Genomic DNA, 20,894 nt, shown 5'->3' on the forward strand with positions numbered 1-20,894 from the left:
CACGCTTGTTCCGGAGAATTGGGCCTCTTGACGTTACATCAGTTCAATTCTTATGCTCATTATGGCTACGGCCGGGTGGCAGAGTGGTTTATTGCACCTGACTACGAATCAGGAGTGCTCATGAATAGTGAGTACCGTGGGTTCGAATCCCACCCCGTTTTGACCCCGCTCCAACCTTGGTTGTTGAGCGGGGTTTTTATTTGCGAGTCAATTGTTTGAGCAGGGACATGACCCAGAAGGCGACCTGGCGCTGGCTGCGGTCGCGGCTGATGGAGGTGCACGGCCTGGCGGCAGTTGATGCCCGCCGGCGGCCTGGCGCCGGACGGACGGGACTGGGACGCGCTGGTGGCGGAGAATCGGGATTATCTGGCGGGATAGGTGCAGGAATCATCCTAGATGAGTCTGCACGGATTCTGCACGGATTTGGTTGATCCATACCGTCCCGAATCGCCACAAAGCGCACCGCATCGACCCGTACGATGCATCTAAAATTGGCTGATTTCTGCGAAAATCATGGTGCTGCTGGACAGGATTGAACTGTCGACCTCTCCCTTACCAAGGGAGTGCTCTACCACTGAGCTACAGCAGCAACGTGGGGACGGGCGCTTCCTACCGCCTCTGTCCGCGGGTTGCAAGCCCCCGCGTCCGGAAATCGGCATGTCCCGGTCCCGGAGGAACGTCAGTCGTCGCGGTGGATCTTTTCCATCCGCTCATGGCGCTCCTGGGCCTCGATCGACAGGGTGGCGATCGGGCGGGCCTCCAGCCGTTTCAGGCCGATCGGCTCGCCTGTTTCCTCGCAATAGCCATAGGTCCCGTTCTCGACCCGCAGCAGCGCCTGGTTGATCTTGGAAATCAGCTTGCGGGCGCGGTCGCGGGTACGCAGTTCCAGCGCCCGGTCGGTCTCGACACTGGCGCGATCGGTGATGTCGGCCTCGTGGATGCCGCCCTCGGACAGGCTGGCCAGCGTCTCGTCCGCCTCTTTCAGCAAGTCGGCCCGCCATTTCAGCAGCTTCTGGCGGAAATATTCCACCTGCAGCGGGTTCATGAATTCCTCGGTTTCCGAGGGGCGGTAATCGGGAGGCAGTGTAATCATGATACGCGTCCTTGAACTTCGCCCCCGGACGAGACTTCGCCGGACAGGGGCCCGCCGCGAAACGGGCGGCTTATACGCTGCCGACCGCTGTCCGCCAAGCCCGGAGACACCTTAAAATCGCCGCAATCTGCCCGAATCCGGGCGATTCGTCTCGAAACGATTCCGGGCCGGGCTCAACCCGGCCCGTGGATGGCGGTGGATTGCGGCAGCGTCGCCACCCGTGCGGCGTGGGTGGCGGGGCGGTCGGGGAAGGTGGTTTCCCAACCGCCGCCCAGCGCGGCGTAGAGCTGCACCAGGTCGGTCGACAGGGTGGCGGTGCTGGCCGTCAGGTCGGTCTGCGCCCCCAGGACCCGCCGTTCCGCGTCCAGCACGGTCAGGAACGTCACCATGCCGTGACGATACTGGTCGCGCGCCAGGTCCAGCGACCGTCCGTCGGCGGCGACCTGGCGCGCCAGGCTGTCATGGCGCGCCTGTTCGTCGCGGTAGGCGGTCAGGGCGTTGTCCACCTCGTGCCAGGCGCCCAGGACCGTCCGGCGATAGGAAATCGCGGCCTCCTGCTGGGCGGCCTTGCGTAGTTCCAGCTGCCCGCGCAGCCGCCCGCCCTGGAAGATCGGCAGGGTGATCGACGGGCCGACATTCCACGCCCGCGCGTTCCAGAACCCCAGGTCGCGGAACGACAGCGACTGGAAGCCGAAACCGGCGTCGATCGTCACCCGGGGATAGAATTCGGCCACGGCCTCGCCCACCTGGGCGGTGGCGGCGTGCAGCTGCGCCTCCGCCTGGCGGATGTCGGGGCGGCGGCGCGCCAGTTCGGACGGCAGGCCGGCGGGCACGCGCGGCGGCACCGGCGGAATGTCGGTGTCCTTCAGCAATTCGCCCGCCAGGGCGGCGGGCGGCGCCCCCAGCAGCAGGCTCAACGCATTCACCTGGACGGCGATCTGCTGCTCCATCTGCGGGATGCGCGCGCTGACGGCATCCAGTTGCGACTGCGCGCTCTGCACGTCCAGTTCGGTCACCAGGCCGGCGCTGTTGCGCTGTTGGCTCAGCTCCAGCGTGTGGGCGGCGGTGTCGCGATTGTCCATCAGGATGTGCAGTTGCGCCTGCGCCTCGCGCAGGGCGACGTAATCGCGCGCGACCTCGGCCATCTGGGCGGTCAGCACGCCGCGCCGCTCCTCGACCGAACTGTCGAGGTCGGCCGACGCGGCCTCGTACTGCCGGCGCACGCGGCCCCACAGATCGACCTCCCACGTCGCGTCGATGCTGTCGCGCCACTGGTCCAGCAACGGGATGGTGAACTGCCCCGACAGGTCGGACAGGTTGGCGCCGTCCAGTTGCAGGTTCTGGGACTTGCCGACCTCGCTGATGATGCGCTGCAGCGTCTTGGTGCTGTATTGCGACCGGGTATACGATCCCGCGGCACTGAGGCCCGGATAGCGTTCGGCCCCGGCGATACGCAGTTGCGACCGGCTTTGCGCCAGCCGGGCGGTGGCGATGGCGACCGACAGGTTTTCCGACGCCACACGCCGTTCCAGCGCGGACAGTTCGGCGTCGTGGAACACGTCCCACCAGGCCGGATCGGGGGCGGTATCCACGATGTCGCTGGTCACCGGCCCCTTGGGCGCCCTGGTGGCGGACAATTCCCCCGGCCCCGTCCAGTGCGGCGGCGTCCACGGGGCGGGTTTATGGAAATCGGGCCCGACCGCGCATCCGGTCGCGACCACCGACAGCCCGACGACGGCGGCCCGCCATGAATATCCCCTACGCACCAGAACCGGCCCCCTGTCGCCCTCGACCCCATCACCGGCCCCTATCGACATGACAGGGTCCGTTATGACATTATCCACCGAAACTGACCGACCCGTTCGGTCAGACCATTACCCTATCGGCTTTCCTCACCGGGTCAATCCACCCGGGCGGGGAAACCACCGCAGGAGCCACGTGCCATGTTACCCGCCCCGTCGTCCCCCGCCCTGCCGGATCTGCCTGGGGCATCGGCCGCCAAACGGCAGCAGATCCTGGAAGGCGCCGCCCGGATCTTCGCCGCCCACGGGTACGAAGGCGCCAGCATGTCGCAGATCGCCCGTGACGCCGGCGTGTCGAAGGGAACGCTGTATAACTACTTCGACAGCAAGGCGACCCTGTTCTCGGCTTTCGTGCAGCAGAGCGCCTGCCAGAACCTGCCGCGCCTGTTCGAGCCGATCGGCGAGAAACGCACGCCCGAGGAAACATTGGTGGGGATTGCGACGGCGATGATCCGCCTGACCGTCTCGCCGGTACCGCTGATGCTGCACCGGATCATCGTGTCCGAGGCCGCGGCCTTTCCGCATCTGGCCGAGACGTTCTGGCAGAACGGCCCGCAGAAGGCGATCGACATCTTCGCCGGCTGGCTGGCCGAACGCACGCGCGAAGGGGTGCTGGACGTGCCAGACCCGGTTCTGGCGGCGGAACTGTTCTACGCGCTGTGCCAGACGCGGATCACCGGGCGCAAACGCCTGCAACTGCCCGTCGAGTCCGACCCCGCGCATATCGAGGCCATCGCCCGGCTGGCGGTGCGGGTCTTCCTCAACAGCTTCCAGCCCGGCCGCGACCGGACGACCGCCTGACGCCGGGGCGGCGCGCGACGCGAACGCCCCGCCGCCCTACCGGCGACCGTTCAGTTCGCGTTCGATCAGCGCGACGTTGCGTAGATTGGCCTTGAAGGCGGCGTCGAAGATATCGCCCGCCACCGGCACGGTATCGACCGCCGTTTCCAGGACGACATTGGCCACCATGCGCGCCAGAACGCCGCGCGACATGCCCATGCGCCAGGCCTCCCAGACGATATAGAGCGACACCAGCCCCATCAGCGCGCTGCCCCCGCCGGGAAACAGGCCGATCAGCGCGTCCAGCCCGACTCGAAACCTCGTGCCCGGCACCCGAAACGCCGCGTCCAGCACCCATGCCAGGCGCTTTATCCGCAGCAAGCGGCGCGCGACATCGGCCCCCATCGGAGGCAGGACGTCGCCAGTGTATAGGCCAGCCTGAACCATGCCCCCGATGTGGCCCGCCCTCGGTCCGATTTCAACGGCCGGACGCAGCCTCCCTCGCTCACTCCCCGTCCGCCTTGGGCGCCAGCGCGCCCGTGCTGTAGACGATCCGCCCCCCAACCATGGTCACGAGCACCTTGGTATGCGCGATATCGTCCGCCGGGACCTGCATCACGTTGCGGTCGAGGATAATCAGGTCCGCCAGCTTGCCGGGTTCCAGCGAGCCGGTCTGCGTATCCGACCGCAACTCCCACGACGCATTCATGGTGATGGCGCGCAACACCTCGGCGCGGGACAGGCCGGGCTCGTCACCCAGCGGGTGCGCGTAGCGTGCCCCGGCCTCGGGCGCGTTGGTGCGCGTGACACCGACCTTCAGCGCGAACCATTCGTTCAGCGGGTCAACCGGCCAGTCGCTGCCATAGGCGATCCGCGCGCCCGCCCGCGCCAGCAGCGACGCGGGTTCGATATCGCGGACGCGGTCGGGGCCGAGGTAGTCACGCGCCCCCTCGACCGTATCCGGGGCCTGCTTTTCCCACTGGAAGGACAGGACGGGCACCGCGCCCAGCGCCGCGAAGCGGGGGCGGTCCGCCGGGTCGACCAGCTCGTCATGAGCTATGGCAGGGCGGACATCGGCCTGGGGCAACGCCGCGCGCACCGCCTGCACGCCATCCAGCGCGATCCGCACCGCGCCGTCGCCATCGGCGTGCATGTGCGGATCGAACCCGGCCTGCACCAGCCCCTGCAACAGCGGCCCCAGCACCGCCGGCGGAAAATACGGCGCCGGCCCCGCGGACGGACCGGGCTCCCACCGCGGCGCGGCGGCCGTGCCGCGATTGACGCGATAGGGCGCCAGCAGCACGCCGGTCATCGCCGGGGCGGTAATCACCCCGTCCATGAACAGCTTGACGTTACGCACCGTCACCGACGGCGCGACCCCGATCGGCCCCTGGTCGTACTGCGCGGCGATCGCCTTCAGGCGCCGGACGTTGCCGGCGATATCGGCGGCGTGGGCCGGATCGACCAGCGGGGCGAAATGGGCGCGGGCCGTCAGGGCGCCCCGCCGTTGCAGCGCCGCGTAGGCGGCCAGATCCTGATCCAGCGCCCAGGCGTCGAGAAAGCCCGTGACGCCCTGCGCCCGCATCGCCGCCAGCGATGCCGCCGCCGCCCGCACGTCATCCTCCGGTGTGGGGGGCGGTTCCAGCGGCGCGATCAGGTTCTGCGCCTCGTCCTCCAGCATGCCGGTGGGCTGCCCCGCCGCGTCATGCACGATCTCGCCGCCCGGCGGAGCCTGTGTCGCGGCGGTGATCCCGGCCAGACGCAGGGCCGCCGAATTCAGCAGCGCCGAATGGCCGAAGGACGACCGCACGATGATCGGGTGCGTGGCGTCGATGCCGTCCAGCACCTGCTTCGTCAGGCGCGTTCCGGCCGGCTTCATCGCCTCCTGGAACCAGTTGCGAACGACCAGCCCGCCACTGGCGTTCCTGAAGGACGGATCGGCCGCGCAGGCGCGGACGCGGTCGCTGAATGCGCCGACCGTCAGCGGCAGATAGTCCAGCGAGCAGCCGATCAGGTTTCGTCCGCCCTCCAGCGGATGCATATGCCCATCGACCAGGCCCGGCATCATCATATGCCCCTTCAGGTCGATGCGGCGTGTCTTCGGCCCCACATAGGACGCCGCCCCGCCGTCATCCCCGACATAGGCGATACGCCCCCCGCGAACGGCCAGCGCCCGGAACACATGATCCTTGCTGTCGACGCTGTAGATATAGCCGTTCGTGAAGACGATATCGGCCGGGGCCTGCCTTGCCACGGCCGGCGCGGCAGCGGAGAGGACGGCGGCCATGCCGGCGATATGGCGAAGGAACACACCCATGATGAAACCTCGAAGACGTTACGGAATCATGATGGAGAAGAACCGTTCCGCACTGTCAAGGTGATGGGCACCCAGGGCGCTGCCCGATCCGTGTCGGTGCGTCCTCGCCCGCCAGGGCGGCCAGACGGGCGGCCTCGACCAGATCGGCGGGGCTGTTGACGTTGAAGAACGGATCGACCGGCAGGTCGGCAAACGCCACGTCCCGCATGCCGATGGTCTCGGCGAAGGCCCGCACGCCGAATGCCGCGCGCGGAGCGTCCGGCCCCGTCGCCGCCAGGCGGGCGCGCAATGCCGTGCGCGCCGCGACCGGCCATAACGCGACCAGGTGATGGCGGCGGCCGCCCGACATCGCGACGGCGGGGCCCGGGGCCAGCGCCACCGGCAGGTCGCGGGGGATGAACGGCGTGTCGCCCGGCACGGTCAGCACCGCGTCGCAGCCCAGGCCGGCGGCCCAGTCCATCGCCGCCAGCACACCGGCCAGGGGTCCCGCGCCGAGCGGACCGTCCGGCAGGACCGGCAGGCCGAACGACCCGAACCGCGCCGCGTCGCCCCGTGCATTGATGGCCAGCGGCCGGCCGTGCCCCCCCAGTCGGTCCAGCACATGACCCAGCAAACTCTGCCCCCCGACCCGCAGCAGGGGCTTGTCCCCACCACCCATCCGCCTTGCCTCGCCCCCGGCGAGAATGACGCCGGCCCATCGCATTGCCATTCCCCTGCCCTCGATTGCCCCTGTCCTCGATTACGGCGACATCGACCTTGCCATTGTCCCCGATCGAAGGCACCTGTACGCCGGTGTGACAGAAACGGGAAAGAGGCATGCACAGGCCCGCCATCATGGGGATCGCCGGCCGCAGCGGCGCGGGCAAGACGACGCTGATCGTTCGCCTGCTGCCGGAATTGCGGCGACGGGGCCTGCGGGTCTCGACGATCAAGCACGCGCATCACGGGTTCGATATCGACCGTCCGGGCAAGGATTCCCACCGCCATCGCACCGCCGGCGCGCATGAGGTCATGCTGGCGTCGGGCGATCGCTGGGCCTTGCTGCATGAACGCGACGACGAGCCGGAGGCTGCCCTGCCCGACCTGATCGCCCGGATGGCCCCCGCCGACCTGATCCTGGTGGAAGGCTTTCGCGGCAGCCTGCCTGTCGCCATCGAAATCCACCGGCCGGCGGCCGGCCTCGACCTGCTCTGGCCCGACAATCCGGCGATCGTCGCGGTCGCCACCGACGCGCGGCCCGGCCAGCCGCCCCATTTGCCCACGGGCCTGGCCCGGCTGGACCTGGCCGACATCCCCGCCCTCGCCGATTTCGTCATGGCCCATGCACGGCCCTGCCCGGCCCCCTGCCCCACGGATGCCTCATGACCGCGCCCGCCGACCCCGGCTGGTTCCCGCTGGCCCTGCGGCTGCATGACGCGCGCGTGCTGGTCGTCGGCGGCGGCGGCATCGCGCTGAACAAGGTGCGGCTGCTGCTGGCGCACGGCGCGCGGATCGAGATCGTCGCGACCCATCTGGACGACAGGCTGGAGCAGTGGCGGGCCGAGGGGCGCATCGCCCTGGCCGGGACCGACGCCGCCCCCGACCTGCTGCGCGCGCTGCTGCCCGGCTGCCGTCTGGTCTACGCGGCGACCGACGACCGCGACCTGAACCGCGCGGTGGCGGCCCTGGCGCGCGGGATGAACATCCCCGTCTGCGCCGTTGACGACCCCGCGCCCTCGACCTTCATCACCCCGGCGCAGATCCATCGCGGGCCGGTGCGTATCGCCATTTCCACCGGCGGGGCCGCCCCGGTGCTGGCCCGCCGCCTGCGCGAACGGATCGAGGCCGCGATCCCCGCCGGGCTGGATGGGCTGGCCCGCTTCCTGGAGGCCGAACGCACGCGGGTCGTGGCGCGCTGCCCCGACATCGCCCGGCGGCGGCGGGTCTGGGAAGATTTCCTGGACGGCCCCGGCGCCACCGCCGCCGGAGCGGGCGACACGGCCACCGCCCGGCAGGTGCTGGACCGCCTGCTGGACGGCGGGAAGACGGGCGGCGAGGTCTGGCTGGTGGGCGCCGGGCCGGGCGACCCCGACCTGCTGACCCTGCGGGCGCTGCATCTGATGCAGAACGCGGATTCGGTGCTGTACGACCAGTTGCTGCCGCCCGATGTGCTTGACCGGGTACGGCGGGACGCCGAACGGGTGTTCGTCGGCAAGCAGCGCAACCGCCACACCATGCCCCAGGCCGACATCAATGCCGAGATGATCCGCCGCGCCCGGGCCGGCGAGCGCGTGCTGCGCCTGAAGGGTGGCGACCCGTTCATCTTCGGGCGCGGCGGCGAGGAAATCGAGGCCCTGATGGCCGCCGGCATCCCCTTCCAGGTGGTGCCCGGCATCACGGCGGCCAGCGGCTGCGCCGCTTATGCAGGCATTCCGCTGACCCACCGGGACTGCGCGCAATCGTGCCTGTTCGTCACCGGCCATGCCCGAGCGGACGGCACGCTGGACCTGCCATGGGACAGCATGGCGCGACCGGGGCAGACCGTTGCCATCTATATGGGCGTCACGGCGCTGCCGGCCCTGTGCGAGACGCTGATCCGGCACGGGCTGCCCGCCGACTGGCCGGCGGCCGTGGTGGAACGCGGCACCCGGCCCGACCAGCGAGTGCTGACCGGCACACTGGGCGACCTGCCCGACCTGGCACACCGCAACGCCGTCGCCAGCCCCGCCCTGGTCCTGGTGGGCGAGGTGGTGAACCACCGCGTCATCACGCCCCCACCGATGCTGGAGAACTGATACCGGGCCGGCGTTGATGGGCTGTAGAGCCCCGCATCAAGGCTCGGCATCCGCCCTAGCGTAAGGTCAATAGCAGGATCGAAGCGCGGGGAACGGCAAGCCCCGACGGCGCCTGCCCGGCCAGCGCTGGCATATCCCTGAAATGAACCCCATTCAATGCGTGCACGGACGACGCAATCAATTGTCGGTCCGACATGATGCGACGTGGTCCCCCGCTGCATGCAATGTCGAGGCGGACATCGTTTTGGAGATCCCGATTCACAAGAAGAAGCGTGATCTCCGCATCATGTCTTCCCGCATAGGCCGTGAGATTGGCACCCCCGGTTTCAAGCGCACAGGGCAGCAGGGAAGTATTGGCCAGAGAGGCTGCTGCCTGCAGGCCGTAATAAAGCGGGCGCGCCGTATAGCCTGTTTCCGGAGTGCCTGCGATTGGCGAATAGAAGGCGCCGCTTTTGGCACGCACATGCTCGGCTGCGGTATGTGCCCCTTGGGAGTTCTCCCCGTTAGCGTGCTCGACTTCCGCGGCACCGCCGTGAAAGCAGACGCCGTCGCATCCCCCGGACGCCATGCGGGCGACATAGTCAGCGCCCCACAAAGCCGATGCGAAGCTGTCGCTCACCCCGGGTTTGCCGCCCAGATAGCAACTGTTTCCTTCCGTCATGACAAAAGGCAGCCCCGTGGCGGGCAGCACGGCCTGGAGATCGGCAAGGCGTCGTTCAACGCGCGGATCGCCAGCCAGAAGATGTTCGATGGTGCTCTCGGGCGCGTCTGGCGGCCCCTCGGCATAATAATGACCGCTGAGGCCGGTAATGTGGGCACCAAGACGTTTCGGCGCTTCGAGAGCGAAACGGGTGATCCAGTCGTCATTGATCGCAGTGTCCGGTCCCCAGAACCGAGCCTGAGGACATACCGTCAAAACCGATCGTGCAAAGGACGTCCACTCGTCCACATAGCGTGACGATGACCAGTCCGCACCACGCATGGCGTGACCGTAACGGTTGAAAAGATCGGGCTCGTTGCCGATCTGAAAGGCCAGAAGGGCTGGACCGAGAATCGCATGCACCGCAGCGGCCTCCTCCGCCGCCTGCTCCGGAGTGCCTGTCCCGAAATTGAGTCCCCATATGACGCGCCAGCCGGTTTCGTCCACGAAGCCGCGCAGGGCGCGAACACGTTCGGGCTGGAGGGCGAAGAACCGGCGAGAGAGCGTGGTGGGGGAATGTCGCATGGCCGGTTGCGATCCATCCGGCCGCCCCTGCCACCAGGAAACATCCGATGTATTTCCACCAAGCCGCAGCAGGCCATTTCTCGAAATGCCCTTATGTAGCTCGATAAGTTCATGGTTCCGGGGATCGAGAACGCCCGGCGCCGTAAGAACCGCCGTTTCGAGGCTGAGGCCGCACAGGCCCGAGGGGAGCGTCCGGCCGACTGGCTCCTCACGGATCGCAAGACGGGCGAGAGCGGGTCTTGAAGGTTTGGTCGCGGCTCGGGTTTGCTTGGGTGGCTTGGTCAAATCCTGGAAAGCAACAGCCGCTCCAAATCCGAGGACCGCCCTTCGGGGCAACTGTCCGGTCATGAGAACAGCTCATCAAACCGATCAGATCTCGGTTCCGACGCGCCATCGCCCATTGTTATCATGTGCATCCCCTGCCTCCCGGATCGAACGCAAATTACGCGGCCATGTAATCCCGGTCCAGCGCGGCGCAGTTGAGAACGAGGCAGGCAAATTCCGGCGACTGGGTGGCGCGGTTTTCAGGAGGAGTGGGCCTCTTACGACCCTCAGCAATATATTGATTTTATTGAGATGATGGCGGAGAGAGTGGGATTCGAACCCACGGTACGCTATTAACGTACACACGCTTTCCAAGCGTGCGCCTTAAGCCGCTCGGCCATCTCTCCGGCGCAGGGACGGGGCGAAGCCCGTCGTCTGGGCGCGGAACATAGCAACATTTGCCGTCCGCGCAAGGGGGAATGCCGCGTCTGGTCCGGACATTCCCCGGCGGGTCAGTGGTCCATTTTCAGGGCGGCCAGGAAGGCGCTCTGCGGGATTTCCACCTTGCCGAACTGGCGCATGCGCTTCTTGCCTTCCTTCTGCTTTTCCAGAAGCTTGCGCTTGCGCGAGATGTCGCCGCCATAGCATTTGGCGGTCACGTCCTTGGACATGGCGCCGATCGTCTCGCGCGCGATGACGCGGCTGCCGATCGCGGCCTGGATCGCGATCTTGAACAACTGCCGGGGGATCAGCTCCTTCAGCTTGGCGCAGATGGAACGTCCCCGGCTTTCGGCGGCGGCGCGATGGGCGATGAAGGACAGGGCGTCGACCGGCTCCTGGTTCACCAGGATGGAGATCCGGACCAGGTCGCTCTCCTCGTACCCGTCCATCTGGTAGTCGAAGCTGGCATAGCCCCGCGACACCGATTTCAGCCGGTCGTAGAAATCGAACACGACCTCGTTCAGCGGCAGGCGATAGACCGCCATCGCCCGGTTGCCGACATAGGTCAGGTCCTTCTGGATGCCGCGCCGTTCGGTGCACAGGGTCAGCACCGCGCCCAGATAATCGTCGGGGACCATGATGGTCGCGGTGATCCAGGGCTCCTCGATCTTCTCGATCACCGACCCGTCGGGCATGTCGGCGGGGTTGTGCAACTCCTCCATCCCGCCATTGGTGCGATAGAGGCGATAGACCACCGACGGCGCGGTGGCGATCAGGTCCAGGTTGAATTCGCGGCTCAGCCGTTCCTGGATGATTTCCAGGTGCAGCAGGCCCAGGAAGCCGCAGCGGAAGCCGAACCCCAGCGCGGCCGAGGTCTCGGCCTCGTAGTGGAACGAGGCGTCGTTCAGCCGCAGCTTCGCCAGGCTGTCGCGCAGCTTCTCGAAATCGTCGGCGTCGATCGGGTACAGGCCGCACCAGACGACGGGGATCGACGGCTTGAAGCCGGCCAGCGCCGTGTCCGCCGGGTGGCGGTCGTCGGTGATCGTGTCGCCGACATTGCAGTCGGCGACCGTCTTGATGGCCGCGTTGATATAGCCCATCTCGCCGGGGCCCAGATCGTCCACCGGCACCATGCGCGGCGCGAAGACGCCGACCTGATCGACGTGATAGACCGCGCCGTTCGACATCATGCGGATGCGCGACCCCTTTTTCAGGCGGCCTTCCTTGACGCGGACCAGGATGATGACGCCCAGGTACGGGTCGTACCAGCTATCGACCAGCAGGGCCTGCAGCGGCTTGGTCTCGTCGCCCACCGGCGGCGGCAGGCGGGTGACCAGGGCCTCCAGCACGCCTTCGATGTTCAGGCCGGTCTTGGCCGAAATCTCGACCGCGTCGTCGGCGGGGATGCCGATCACTTCCTCGATCTGCGCCTTGACGCGCTCGGGCTCGGCGGCGGGCAGGTCCACCTTGTTCAGCACCGGCACGATTTCGTGGTTCGCGTCGATGGCCTGGTAGACATTGGCCAGCGTCTGCGCCTCGACCCCCTGCGACGCATCGACGACCAGCAGCGACCCCTCGCACGCGGCCAGCGACCGGCTGACCTCGTAGGCGAAATCGACATGGCCCGGCGTGTCCATCAGGTTCAGCACGTACGTCTTGCCGTCCTTGGCCGGGTAGGTCAGGCGGACCGTCTGGGCCTTGATGGTGATGCCGCGCTCGCGCTCCAGCTCCATGTTGTCCAGGACCTGGTTCGTCATCTCGCGCGCCGTCAGCGCGCCGCAGGCCTGGATCAGCCGGTCGGCCAGCGTCGACTTGCCATGGTCGATATGGGCGATGATCGAGAAATTGCGGATCAGCGAGAGGGGCGTGTCGGTCATGGCGGAGACATAGGCCAAATTGCCGGGGAAGTCAGCGGGGATGATGCGAATTTCTCCGGCCCGGCGGGGGCCGGGGCAGGTCTAGCCCTGGATGGCGAACAGATGGCCGATCGCGGCGGTGACCGCCATGGCCGCCACGCCCCAGAACGTCACGCGGAGCGCGGCGCGAACCGGAGGCGCCCCCCCTGCCCGCGCGCCCACGACGCCCAGGCCGCCCAGGGCGCACAGCGAGACGAGCGGAATGCTCCAGGCCGCGGCCTGCGCCGGCGAGAACGCCGCCGCCGCCACCGGCATGATCGCCCCCGAGGCGAACGCTCCGGCCGAGGCCAGGGCGGCCTGGATCGGCCGTGCGGCCGTCGCGTCCGACAGGCCCAGCTCGTCACGGGAGTGAGCCTGCAAGGCGTCGTGGCGCATCAGGCCTTCGGCCACCTGGCGGGCCAGGGGCGGCTCCAGCCCGCGTTCGACGTAGATCGCCGCCAGTTCCCCGACCTCGCTGGGCCAGTCGGTCGCCAGTTCCCGTCGCTCGCGCGACAGGTCGGCAGCCTCGGAATCGGCCTGCGAACTGACCGAGACATATTCGCCGGCCGCCATCGACATCGCCCCGGCCACCAGGCCCGAGAGGCCGGCAACCAGGACGCCGGCGGGGCCGCCCCGCGCGCTGGCCACGCCGATCATCAGGCTGGCGGTCGACAGGATCCCGTCATTGGCGCCCAGGACGGCGGCCCGCAGCCATCCCAGCCGCTGGGTCGCGTGCTGTTCGCGATGTTTCGCCCCGCGATATTTCGGCAGGCCCGCCATGATCCAGTCCCCTCCACATTGCGTCACGCCGGTCAGGCTAGCGGGGTGGCGCGGGCCTGTCCGCCCCGCCTCGTGCATGGCAGCCGGGAGGCGGAAAGCGCGCGGCGCGTGGGCGTCGTTCAGGCTCCTGTCAGGTTCCTGTGCCAGATCGCCTGCCCCGCAGGGGGCGGCGACGGATCTACAGGACGGCCATCGTGATCCGGTGCAGATGGTCCGTCCGTCGGGTCGGGATGTCCATGCCGTCCCGCGCGCCGATCCCGCGCAGGATCGGCCCGTCCTCGCCCCGGTCCCCCACGATGGCGCACAGGATCGCGTCGGGCCGGCGCAGGATGACCCGGTCGTGGGGTCGAACCGCCGCGCCGGGCGAAACGACAAGGGTGGCGCCGGCGCGGAACACCGGGTCGAAGGCGTCGGTGTCGATCACGACGGCATAGCAGTCGGCTTCGGCGGGGCCGGGACTGTCCCAGGCGTCCCAGTGCCGCCCGGTGGGCAGGCCCGCGCCATCGAACATCCCGTCCTGTTCCAGGTGCGACAGAGGGGACATCCGCAGCCGCGCCCGGGCGGCGGGACGGTCGGCGCGATGCGGAGCCCGGCCTTCTTCGAGCAGGCGGCTGAAGGCCTCCAGCGTCGTGCCGGTGGCGTCCAGCGCCCGCGCCAGGCTTTCGGTGCCGGGCCAGCGCGGCCGGCCGGACGGCGTCATGCGCTTGGACGGGTTGAAGGCGGTGACGTCCAGCCCCGCCGCGCGCGCCAGGCCCGAGGGCGTCAGCCCCCGTTCCGCCGCCAGGCTGTCCAGCGCCTGCCACAGGTCGCGGTGCCGGATCATCGGGGGTTCAGGATCTCGTCATCATGGCGCGCCAGGCCGGCGGTGGTGGCGTGATAGCGGCCCGATTCGTCCCGTGTCACCAGCCCCATGCCCTCCAGCCGTTCCAGGCAGGGTTGGTCCTTCAGGCCGGGCGGACGCCCCGCCAGGCCGCACAGCGTCACGCGATGCAGCGCCGACCGGCAGCAGGTTTCCAGATAGGGTTGTGTCCACATCGGCCAAGGATCGACAATTCGGCGGCCGGTTGCAACGGGCGCATATCCATGATCGGGGTCCAGGGCCTCAGGCCCTGGTGGGTTCGGGCAAAGCCCGACCTGTCCCGCCAGCGGCCTCCTTTCCTTCGTCGCGGGTGTCAGACCGTCTCGATCCGGGTGGCCGCCGCGCGATTGGCCTTCTTCAGTTCGGCAGCGGCGTCGTCATAGACGAAGGGCAGGCAGGCAAAGCGACGCCCCCGCGTCACCGGCGCGACCGCGTGCAGCAGCCCGCAGGAGAAGATCAGCGCGCCGCCCGCCGGCGGGCAGAAACCGGGGCCGCCGAATTCGGGAAAGGAGAGTTCGCCGCCCTCGAAATCGTCATTGAGGGTGATGGACACGGCGAAGCGCCGATGCGCCGCCGCCGCCACGGTATTGTCGCGATGCGCGCCGAAGCAGCCGCGATCCGACGAATCGTAGCAGGCCAGGATCAGCCGCTCCATCCGCGTGGCGTTGAACTGGAATACCTTGTGAATCTCCGGCGCGACGCGGCGGATGATGCGGGCCTGCACCTGTCCGACCAGGGTGCGGTCCGCCAGCGTGCAGTCGCGCCGGCGCTTGAACCCCAGGTCCGTCACCGACACCGACTGCCCGGGCTGCTGTTCGGTGAAGATCCCCGACTGCCGGGTGTCCTGCGCGGTGTAATAGGCGATCAGCTGCTGGCAGAATTCCGGTTCGAACACGTCCGGCAGCATCAGCGCGGGGACGGGGATATTGGGCGACCGGGTCGTGACCGGCGGGAGGCGGCGCAGCAGGTCCATCACCTGCCGGGCCACTCCGGGGGCGTCGATCCAGGTCGCGCTGATCCGCAGCATCGGATCGAGGATGAACCAGCGCGGCGCATCACCGGCCGACAGGCCGTACAGGTCCGTGACCTTGCGGTCGTCGTCGCGGAAGAAACGGATTCCCGGCAGGGCCTCGTGCAGGCGCGCCTCGTCGGCGGGGTCGGTCGAGACTCCGAAGAAATGGCAATTCGTCCCGTCCATGAGGGCACGGTCGCGCATCACGGCCTCCAGCGCCGCCGCGACGGCCGGCTCGGTCGAGGACGCAAAGAAGAACAGGACGATATACCGCCCCGCCGCCATATCGAAGCTGTAGGTCCCGAACGGCGTGGTGCACCGCTGAGTGAACCAGGGGGCCGGGTCTCCGACGAAAAGGGGCCGGGCGGATGACATGCTGGGGCCTCGTGACTGTATGGACGCGCGATTCGGGGCAGCGTAACACTTTCCCGGCTGGGTGAAACGGGAGGGGGGCTCTACCCCATGATCCCATGCAGGGTCGTGCCACCTGACGAAAGCAAGGAGGCGCGTGCCGGAGAAGGTCGGGCGTTGCCCGAACCCACCAGGGCCTGAGGCCCTGGACCCCGATCATTTGTTTTCCTTTGGAAACAGATGCAGGGGCCGAGGCCTGCCGACGACGAGTCATTCATAATGCGGATTGGTATAACATGCTGACGATCGACGACCCCGCCATCGTGGCGGAAGTAACCGCCATGTCCGACCGGTACGAGGCCGCATTGATGGCCAATGACCTGGACGAACTGGACGCGCTGTTCCGCGACGCGCCCGAGACGATCCGTTATGGCGTGGGCGAGGTGTTGTACGGGTTCGCCGAGATCGCGGCCTTTCGCAAGGGCCGCGCCGGCGGTTCGCCCCAGCGGCGCGTCCTGCGGCGGGTCGTCACCGCGCTGGGGCGGGATGTCGCGACGGTGAACCTGGAATTCCAGCGCGAAGGCGGCACGCGGATCGGACGGCAGAGCCAGACCTGGATCCGGACCGACGCCGGCTGGAAGATTTCCTGCGCCCATGTCTCGCTGATGGCCGACATCTCATAAGGGCCGGCCCGCCGAAGTGTGATGACGTAACGCGGACGGGTATCAAATCACGTAATCGGCGGGGGGCAGCGTCTGATCCATTGTCAGCGCCGGCAGTTCGGCATGGCGGCGGCCGACGGGTCGCGCCGGGTTTCCCACGACGGTTGTAAAGGGGGGCACCGGCCGCAGTACGACGGCTCCGGCGCCAATCCTGGCCCCCTCGCCGACCTCGATATTGCCCAGCACCTTCGCGCCCGATCCGATCAGCGCGCCGCGCCGGACCTTGGGATGCCGGTCCCCCCCATTTTTGCCCGTCCCGCCCAGCGTGACATTCTGCAACAGGGCGACGTCATCCTCGATGACGCAGGTTTCGCCCACCACGATTCCGGTGCCATGGTCGAACAGGATGCGCCGCCCCAGGACGGCGGCCGGATGAATGTCCACGGCAAACAGTTCGGACGCGCGGCTCTGGATATAATGGGCAAGCTGCCTGCGGTTCTTCCGCCAGAGCCAGTGGGCGACGCGATGGCACTGAATGGCGTGAAATCCCTTGAAAAACAGGAACGGGATGACATCGTCGGTCGCCGCCGGGTCACGTTCCCGGATCGCCTGCAGATCGGCCCCGGCGGCGACCACGCTCGACGGCCATGCCAGATGGGTTTCGCGGACCAGGCCGAACATCGCCTCGCGGTCGATCAGATCATTGCCCAGTTTGCGCGCCAGAAGGAACGCCAGCGCCGACGGAAAGTCGGGCTGCGCCAGGATGCCGGGCTGGACAAGGGCGCGCATGATCGGGTCCTGGCAGGCCCGGGCCTGCGCCCTGATGCGATCCCAGGGATGACCGGCGACCGCCGTCCCTGTATTGCCTGAGACATCCCGCCGATCCGGCCCATCCTGCGACAGACCATCCTGCACCAGGTAGGAGCGCAAGCTCGTGACTTCGCCGGTCATTCCAAACCCTCGCGGCTGTTCCGTAACCCGGTCGCCCGCCGATGCGGCGACGCCACCCCGAAGGGTGGCGCCGTGCAGGCATCAATATCCCAGATCGCCCCCAGGGGCCGACGGCGCGGGGGCCCTGGCCTCCGCCTTTTCCGTCACCAGCGCCTCGGTCGTAATCAGCAGGCTGGCGACCGACGCCGCATCCTGCAATGCGGTGCGGACAACCTTGGTCGGGTCGATGATGCCCGCCGCGACCAGGTCCTTGTAGTCGCCGAGCTGGGCATCGAAGCCGAAGTTGTAGTCGTTGCTCTCCAGGACCTTGCCGGCGATCACCGCCCCGTCCTCGCCGGCATTGACCGCGATCTGGCGCAACGGCGCCTGCAGGGCCTTCCGCACGATCTCGCCGCCCACGCGCTGGTCGTCATTGGGGAAATGCAGTTGGGTCACGACGGCGGTCGCACGCGCCAGCGCCGTTCCGCCACCGGGCACGATGCCTTCCTCGACCGCCGCGCGGGTGGCGTTCAGCGCGTCGTCCACCCGGTCCTTGCGTTCCTTCACCTCGATCTCGGTCGAGCCGCCGACGCGGATGATCGCAACGCCACCCGCCAGCTTGGCCAGGCGTTCCTGCAGCTTTTCGCGGTCATAGTCCGATGTCGTTTCGGCGATCTGGGCGCGGATCTGGCCGATGCGGCCCTGGATGGCCTCCGCGCCGCCCTCGCCGTCCACCACTGTCGTATTGTCCTTGTCGATCACCACGCGGCGCGCCTGGCCCAACTGGGCCAGCGTCACGTTCTCCAGCTTGGTGCCCAGATCCTCGCTGACCACCTCGCCCCCGGTCAGGATCGCGATGTCCTCCAGGATCGCCTTGCGCCGGTCGCCGAAGCCCGGCGCCTTGACGGCGGCGATCTTCAGGCCGCCACGCAGCTTGTTGACCACCAGCGTCGCCAGGGCCTCGCCATCGACATCCTCGGCGATAATCAGCAGCGGACGGCCCGATTTGACGACGTTTTCCAGAAGCGGCAGCAACGGCTGCAACGACGACAGTTTCTTTTCATGGATCAGGATGTAAGGGTTTTCCAGATCCGCGATCAGCTTTTCGGTATTCGTCACGAAATAGGGCGAGATATATCCGCGGTCGAATTGCAGGCCTTCGACGACGTCCAGTTCCGTCTCGACCCCTTTCGCTTCCTCGACGGTAATCACACCGTCCTTGCCGACCTTCTGCACCGCTTCGGAAATGATGCGCCCGATTTCCACCTCGCCATTGGCCGAAATGGTGGCGACCTGCGCGGTTTCCGCCTGCGTCGCAATGGGCCGGGTCCGGGCCTGCAATTCCGCGATGACCGCCGCCGTCGCATGGTCGATACCGCGCTTGACGTCCAGCGGATTGAACCCGGCGGCCACGGCCTTCAACCCCTCGCGCACGATCGCCTGGCCAAGCACGGTGGCCGTCGTGGTGCCGTCGCCGGCCAGATCGTTGGTCTTCGTCGCGACCTCGCGCAGCAACTGCGCGCCCAGATTCTCGAACTTGTCGGACAGTTCGATTTCCTTGGCGACGGTCACGCCATCCTTCGTGATGCGGGGCGCACCGAAGCTTTTGTCGATGACGACGTTGCGCCCCTTGGGGCCAAGCGTCACCTTGACGGCATCGGCCAGAATATCAATGCCCTGCAGAAGGCGCGCACGCGCGTCGCCGGAAAATTTTACGTCCTTGGCGGCCATGATCCGAATTCCCTGAATTGAGGTAAGCTAATACCAACTCGTCTTGAGATCGACGTCTAACCAGGGCTCTGCCCTGGACCCGACAGGGTCTGAGGCCCTGCACCCCAATCATTTGATAACGAATGGGTTTCCAAAGGGCGACTGCCCTTTGGTGGGTCAAGGGCAACGCCCTTGGCGGGGACATCTCATGTGTCAGTCTTTCGGAAAATTGGTATTAGGCGGCCGTGGCGACGACGCCGAACAGGTCCGATTCACGGACGATCAGAAGATCTTCCCCCGCGACCTTGACCTCGGTACCCGACCATTTGCCGAACAGGACCCGATCGCCCTCCCGGACGGTCAGCGGCGCGATCTGCCCCTGTGCGTCGCGCGCGCCGGGACCGACGGCGACGACGACGGCCTCGACCGGCTTTTCCTGCGCGGTGTCGGGAATGATGATGCCGCCGGCCGTCTTTTCGGCAGGCGAGGTGCGCCGCAGGACCACCCGGTCGTGCAACGGACGAAAAATGCTCATTTTGGAACTTTCATCAAAATTCCGGGCACATCGCATGCGGTCGATGCCCGGATGCGGCGATGGCGCCGGACGATTACGCGCGGTTGCGACGGAAATGCTGCGTAACCCGCCGCGTCAGTGACGCGAGGTCCGGCAGGGTTTCATTGTGAAGCGACCGCACGCTGTCATGCGCGGCATAGAACCGCCTGGCCGACACGCCGTCCAACAGGATGGCGGCGCCGAGGAAGATTCCGTCAATTTCGATAATCGTGGAGTTCAGCATGGTCTTCTGCCTTTGAAAAACCCACCCGTGGGCGGTTTCCACCGGCAGTTACTCTGCCGGCCTGTCAAGGGACGCTTTCCGGCGCGTCGGGGCCGCACGGCCGCGCCGCGCTACATCGCTGCAAGCTGCACATTCGCATCGCCATCGTCCCCCTCCCTCGGCACCTGCCACGATCGGCGGTGTGGCGGCGATCATACGTCACCGACATCGTGGGTCAATGCAAAAAACTATAAATTATCGTGTTAAAATTATTCATTTCAGATTTTGGTGATTAACGTCCCGAACGAGGAAATTTCGTCATTTTAATACGTTTTATCAACATATTATATTGTTTTCTCCGACCCGGATCCGCCCTGGCCACAGCACCCCGAAGGGGGTCTCCACCACCCGTTCCGCGCCCTGATCGGACATGGACCGGAGTTCGGGCGCCCGTGTTTCCTATTTTTTTATGTGGTTTAATTGACTCACAATTTTAAGTCGCATTTAATGCGATGGCCACGGATGATCGCGGCGCACCATCAAGGAGACCACAAGATGTCGATCCATCTCGGGGAAACGGCGCCGGACTTCGAGCAGGAGACGACCGTCGGACCGATCCGTTTTCATGAGTGGCTGGGATCGTCCTGGGGCATCCTGTTCAGCCACCCCAAGGATTTCACACCGGTCTGCACCACCGAACTGGGCGCGGTCGCGCGCCTGGCCCCCGAATGGGAGAAGCGGAACACCAAGGTGATCGGCCTGTCGGTCGATCCTGTCGGCAGCCATCGCGAATGGGAACAGGACATCGCGGAAACGCAGGGCGCGCACGTCACCTTTCCGCTGATCGCCGATGCCGACGGGCGGGTGGCCGCGCTTTATGACATGATCCACCCGGCCGCCGACCCGAAGGTCACCGTACGGACGGTGTTCATCATCGACCCGGACAAGAAAATTCGCCTGACCCTGACCTACCCGCCCTCGGCCGGGCGCAATTTCGACGAGGTCCTGCGCGTTCTGGATAGCCTGCAGCTGACCGACCGGCACAAGGTGACGACACCGGCCAACTGGCGGAACGGCGAGGACGTCATCATTGCCCCCTCGGTCAGCGACGAACAGGCCCGCACGCTGTTCCCCGAAGGCTGGAAGACGCTGCGCCCCTATCTGCGCCTGGTGCGCCAGCCCGGTCGTCCGCACTAGGTCCCGCGAACCACGCAACCGCCACA

20 protein-coding genes and 3 tRNA genes are annotated in these 20,894 nt (G+C 67.2%); 6 read left to right on the forward strand and 17 right to left on the reverse strand.

The features are described 5' to 3' along the window. The first annotated feature begins 69 nt into the window (after window positions 1-69). Window positions 70-161, forward strand: a tRNA-Arg gene (locus HLH21_RS12785). Window positions 162-514: 353 nt separating this feature from the next. Here HLH21_RS12785 and HLH21_RS12790 read toward each other — a convergent pair. The 3 genes from HLH21_RS12790 to HLH21_RS12800 all read right to left on the reverse strand — a co-directional run bounded on the left by HLH21_RS12790 (window position 515) and on the right by HLH21_RS12800 (window position 2,910). Next, a tRNA-Thr gene (locus tag HLH21_RS12790) sits at window positions 515-589 on the reverse strand. Between the two features lie 90 nt (window positions 590-679). Then, window positions 680-1,093: an RNA polymerase-binding protein DksA gene (gene dksA, locus HLH21_RS12795; protein ID WP_182944142.1), complete on the reverse strand. Its 414-nt coding sequence runs from the start codon at window positions 1,091-1,093 to the stop codon at window positions 680-682. A gap of 173 nt (window positions 1,094-1,266) precedes the next feature. Beyond that, window positions 1,267-2,910, reverse strand: coding sequence for an efflux transporter outer membrane subunit (locus HLH21_RS12800; protein ID WP_182944143.1), 1,644 nt, complete (start codon window positions 2,908-2,910; stop codon window positions 1,267-1,269). A 126-nt stretch (window positions 2,911-3,036) separates the two neighbouring features. Here HLH21_RS12800 and HLH21_RS12805 point away from each other — a divergent pair, with 126 nt between their 5' ends. Then, window positions 3,037-3,696 carry a TetR/AcrR family transcriptional regulator gene (locus HLH21_RS12805; RefSeq protein ID WP_182944144.1) on the forward strand — a complete coding sequence of 220 codons (660 nt, stop codon included), beginning with the start codon at window positions 3,037-3,039 and terminating at the stop codon, window positions 3,694-3,696. A gap of 36 nt (window positions 3,697-3,732) precedes the next feature. Here the strand turns inward: HLH21_RS12805 and HLH21_RS12810 are convergent, their stop codons facing one another. From HLH21_RS12810 to mobA, 3 genes are all read right to left on the reverse strand, one after another. After that, window positions 3,733-4,080 (reverse strand): DUF4112 domain-containing protein, encoded by a 348-nt coding sequence (locus tag HLH21_RS12810; protein WP_373319605.1) that lies wholly within the window; start codon window positions 4,078-4,080, stop codon window positions 3,733-3,735. A gap of 100 nt (window positions 4,081-4,180) precedes the next feature. Then, window positions 4,181-5,992 carry an amidohydrolase gene (locus HLH21_RS12815; RefSeq protein ID WP_182944146.1) on the reverse strand — a complete coding sequence of 604 codons (1,812 nt, stop codon included), beginning with the start codon at window positions 5,990-5,992 and terminating at the stop codon, window positions 4,181-4,183. Between the two features lie 55 nt (window positions 5,993-6,047). Next, window positions 6,048-6,701 carry a molybdenum cofactor guanylyltransferase gene (gene mobA, locus HLH21_RS12820; protein ID WP_246379705.1) on the reverse strand — a complete coding sequence of 218 codons (654 nt, stop codon included), beginning with the start codon at window positions 6,699-6,701 and terminating at the stop codon, window positions 6,048-6,050. A gap of 107 nt (window positions 6,702-6,808) precedes the next feature. Between mobA and mobB the strand changes: the two genes are divergently transcribed. Next, complete coding sequence (gene mobB, locus HLH21_RS12825) at window positions 6,809-7,357, forward strand: molybdopterin-guanine dinucleotide biosynthesis protein B (protein WP_182944147.1); 549 nt, start codon at window positions 6,809-6,811, stop codon at window positions 7,355-7,357. Beyond that, window positions 7,354-8,766, forward strand: coding sequence for a siroheme synthase CysG (gene cysG, locus HLH21_RS12830; RefSeq protein WP_182944148.1), 1,413 nt, complete (start codon window positions 7,354-7,356; stop codon window positions 8,764-8,766). Before mobB ends, cysG begins: the two co-directional genes overlap by 4 nt. Before the next feature lie 55 nt (window positions 8,767-8,821). Here the strand turns inward: cysG and HLH21_RS12835 are convergent, their stop codons facing one another. From HLH21_RS12835 to HLH21_RS12865, 7 genes are all read right to left on the reverse strand, one after another. Then, window positions 8,822-10,339: a hypothetical protein gene (locus HLH21_RS12835; RefSeq protein WP_182944149.1), complete on the reverse strand. Its 1,518-nt coding sequence runs from the start codon at window positions 10,337-10,339 to the stop codon at window positions 8,822-8,824. A 232-nt stretch (window positions 10,340-10,571) separates the two neighbouring features. Further along, window positions 10,572-10,662, reverse strand: a tRNA-Ser gene (locus tag HLH21_RS12840). A gap of 105 nt (window positions 10,663-10,767) precedes the next feature. Continuing rightward, a complete protein-coding gene (lepA, locus tag HLH21_RS12845; protein WP_182944150.1) occupies window positions 10,768-12,573 on the reverse strand; it encodes a translation elongation factor 4 in 1,806 nt (601 codons plus the stop codon). An 81-nt stretch (window positions 12,574-12,654) separates the two neighbouring features. Then, window positions 12,655-13,371 (reverse strand): VIT1/CCC1 transporter family protein, encoded by a 717-nt coding sequence (locus HLH21_RS12850; protein WP_182944151.1) that lies wholly within the window; start codon window positions 13,369-13,371, stop codon window positions 12,655-12,657. A 178-nt stretch (window positions 13,372-13,549) separates the two neighbouring features. Continuing rightward, window positions 13,550-14,194, reverse strand: a complete 645-nt coding sequence (locus HLH21_RS12855) for a helix-turn-helix transcriptional regulator (RefSeq protein ID WP_182944152.1) — start codon at window positions 14,192-14,194, stop codon at window positions 13,550-13,552. After that, window positions 14,191-14,406, reverse strand: coding sequence for a hypothetical protein (locus HLH21_RS12860; protein WP_182944153.1), 216 nt, complete (start codon window positions 14,404-14,406; stop codon window positions 14,191-14,193). Before HLH21_RS12860 ends, HLH21_RS12855 begins: the two co-directional genes overlap by 4 nt. 137 nt (window positions 14,407-14,543) lie before the next feature. Further along, the gene (locus tag HLH21_RS12865) at window positions 14,544-15,617 is read right to left on the reverse strand and encodes a redoxin domain-containing protein (protein ID WP_182944154.1); all 1,074 of its coding nucleotides are present in this window, start codon (window positions 15,615-15,617) and stop codon (window positions 14,544-14,546) included. A 272-nt stretch (window positions 15,618-15,889) separates the two neighbouring features. On the opposite strand from HLH21_RS12865, the gene hpxZ reads away from it, so the two are divergent. Next, window positions 15,890-16,276: an oxalurate catabolism protein HpxZ gene (gene hpxZ / locus HLH21_RS12870; protein ID WP_182944155.1), complete on the forward strand. Its 387-nt coding sequence runs from the start codon at window positions 15,890-15,892 to the stop codon at window positions 16,274-16,276. A gap of 42 nt (window positions 16,277-16,318) precedes the next feature. On the opposite strand, the gene cysE is transcribed toward hpxZ, so the two are convergent. The 4 genes from cysE to HLH21_RS12890 all read right to left on the reverse strand — a co-directional run bounded on the left by cysE (window position 16,319) and on the right by HLH21_RS12890 (window position 19,692). Next, window positions 16,319-17,206 (reverse strand): serine O-acetyltransferase, encoded by an 888-nt coding sequence (cysE, locus tag HLH21_RS12875; protein ID WP_182944156.1) that lies wholly within the window; start codon window positions 17,204-17,206, stop codon window positions 16,319-16,321. Window positions 17,207-17,287: 81 nt separating this feature from the next. Next, the gene (gene groL / locus HLH21_RS12880) at window positions 17,288-18,916 is read right to left on the reverse strand and encodes a chaperonin GroEL (protein WP_182944157.1); all 1,629 of its coding nucleotides are present in this window, start codon (window positions 18,914-18,916) and stop codon (window positions 17,288-17,290) included. Between the two features lie 214 nt (window positions 18,917-19,130). Then, a complete protein-coding gene (locus HLH21_RS12885; RefSeq protein ID WP_220789805.1) occupies window positions 19,131-19,430 on the reverse strand; it encodes a co-chaperone GroES in 300 nt (99 codons plus the stop codon). Window positions 19,431-19,503: 73 nt separating this feature from the next. Continuing rightward, window positions 19,504-19,692 carry a hypothetical protein gene (locus HLH21_RS12890; protein ID WP_182944158.1) on the reverse strand — a complete coding sequence of 63 codons (189 nt, stop codon included), beginning with the start codon at window positions 19,690-19,692 and terminating at the stop codon, window positions 19,504-19,506. 534 nt (window positions 19,693-20,226) lie between these two features. Here HLH21_RS12890 and HLH21_RS12895 point away from each other — a divergent pair. Beyond that, window positions 20,227-20,868, forward strand: a complete 642-nt coding sequence (locus HLH21_RS12895; protein ID WP_182944159.1) for a peroxiredoxin — start codon at window positions 20,227-20,229, stop codon at window positions 20,866-20,868. Window positions 20,869-20,894 lie beyond the last annotated feature (26 nt).

Source organism: Gluconacetobacter johannae (assembly GCF_014174305.1).
Taxonomy (GTDB): Bacteria; Pseudomonadota; Alphaproteobacteria; order Acetobacterales; family Acetobacteraceae; genus Gluconacetobacter; species Gluconacetobacter johannae.

Coding starts and splice junctions, on each gene's coding strand:
- dksA (WP_182944142.1), bottom strand. CDS start 1,093: ATGATTACACTGCCTCCCGATTACCGCCCCTCGGAAACCGAGGAATTC.
- HLH21_RS12800 (WP_182944143.1), bottom strand. CDS start 2,910: ATGTCGATAGGGGCCGGTGATGGGGTCGAGGGCGACAGGGGGCCGGTT.
- HLH21_RS12805 (WP_182944144.1), top strand. CDS start 3,037: ATGTTACCCGCCCCGTCGTCCCCCGCCCTGCCGGATCTGCCTGGGGCA.
- HLH21_RS12810 (WP_373319605.1), bottom strand. CDS start 4,080: ATGGGGGCCGATGTCGCGCGCCGCTTGCTGCGGATAAAGCGCCTGGCA.
- HLH21_RS12815 (WP_182944146.1), bottom strand. CDS start 5,992: ATGGGTGTGTTCCTTCGCCATATCGCCGGCATGGCCGCCGTCCTCTCC.
- mobA (WP_246379705.1), bottom strand. CDS start 6,701: ATGGCAATGCGATGGGCCGGCGTCATTCTCGCCGGGGGCGAGGCAAGG.
- mobB (WP_182944147.1), top strand. CDS start 6,809: ATGCACAGGCCCGCCATCATGGGGATCGCCGGCCGCAGCGGCGCGGGC.
- cysG (WP_182944148.1), top strand. CDS start 7,354: ATGACCGCGCCCGCCGACCCCGGCTGGTTCCCGCTGGCCCTGCGGCTG.
- HLH21_RS12835 (WP_182944149.1), bottom strand. CDS start 10,339: ATGACCGGACAGTTGCCCCGAAGGGCGGTCCTCGGATTTGGAGCGGCT.
- lepA (WP_182944150.1), bottom strand. CDS start 12,573: ATGACCGACACGCCCCTCTCGCTGATCCGCAATTTCTCGATCATCGCC.
- HLH21_RS12850 (WP_182944151.1), bottom strand. CDS start 13,371: ATGGCGGGCCTGCCGAAATATCGCGGGGCGAAACATCGCGAACAGCAC.
- HLH21_RS12855 (WP_182944152.1), bottom strand. CDS start 14,194: ATGATCCGGCACCGCGACCTGTGGCAGGCGCTGGACAGCCTGGCGGCG.
- HLH21_RS12860 (WP_182944153.1), bottom strand. CDS start 14,406: ATGTGGACACAACCCTATCTGGAAACCTGCTGCCGGTCGGCGCTGCAT.
- HLH21_RS12865 (WP_182944154.1), bottom strand. CDS start 15,617: ATGTCATCCGCCCGGCCCCTTTTCGTCGGAGACCCGGCCCCCTGGTTC.
- hpxZ (WP_182944155.1), top strand. CDS start 15,890: ATGCTGACGATCGACGACCCCGCCATCGTGGCGGAAGTAACCGCCATG.
- cysE (WP_182944156.1), bottom strand. CDS start 17,206: ATGACCGGCGAAGTCACGAGCTTGCGCTCCTACCTGGTGCAGGATGGT.
- groL (WP_182944157.1), bottom strand. CDS start 18,916: ATGGCCGCCAAGGACGTAAAATTTTCCGGCGACGCGCGTGCGCGCCTT.
- HLH21_RS12885 (WP_220789805.1), bottom strand. CDS start 19,430: ATGAGCATTTTTCGTCCGTTGCACGACCGGGTGGTCCTGCGGCGCACC.
- HLH21_RS12890 (WP_182944158.1), bottom strand. CDS start 19,692: ATGCTGAACTCCACGATTATCGAAATTGACGGAATCTTCCTCGGCGCC.
- HLH21_RS12895 (WP_182944159.1), top strand. CDS start 20,227: ATGTCGATCCATCTCGGGGAAACGGCGCCGGACTTCGAGCAGGAGACG.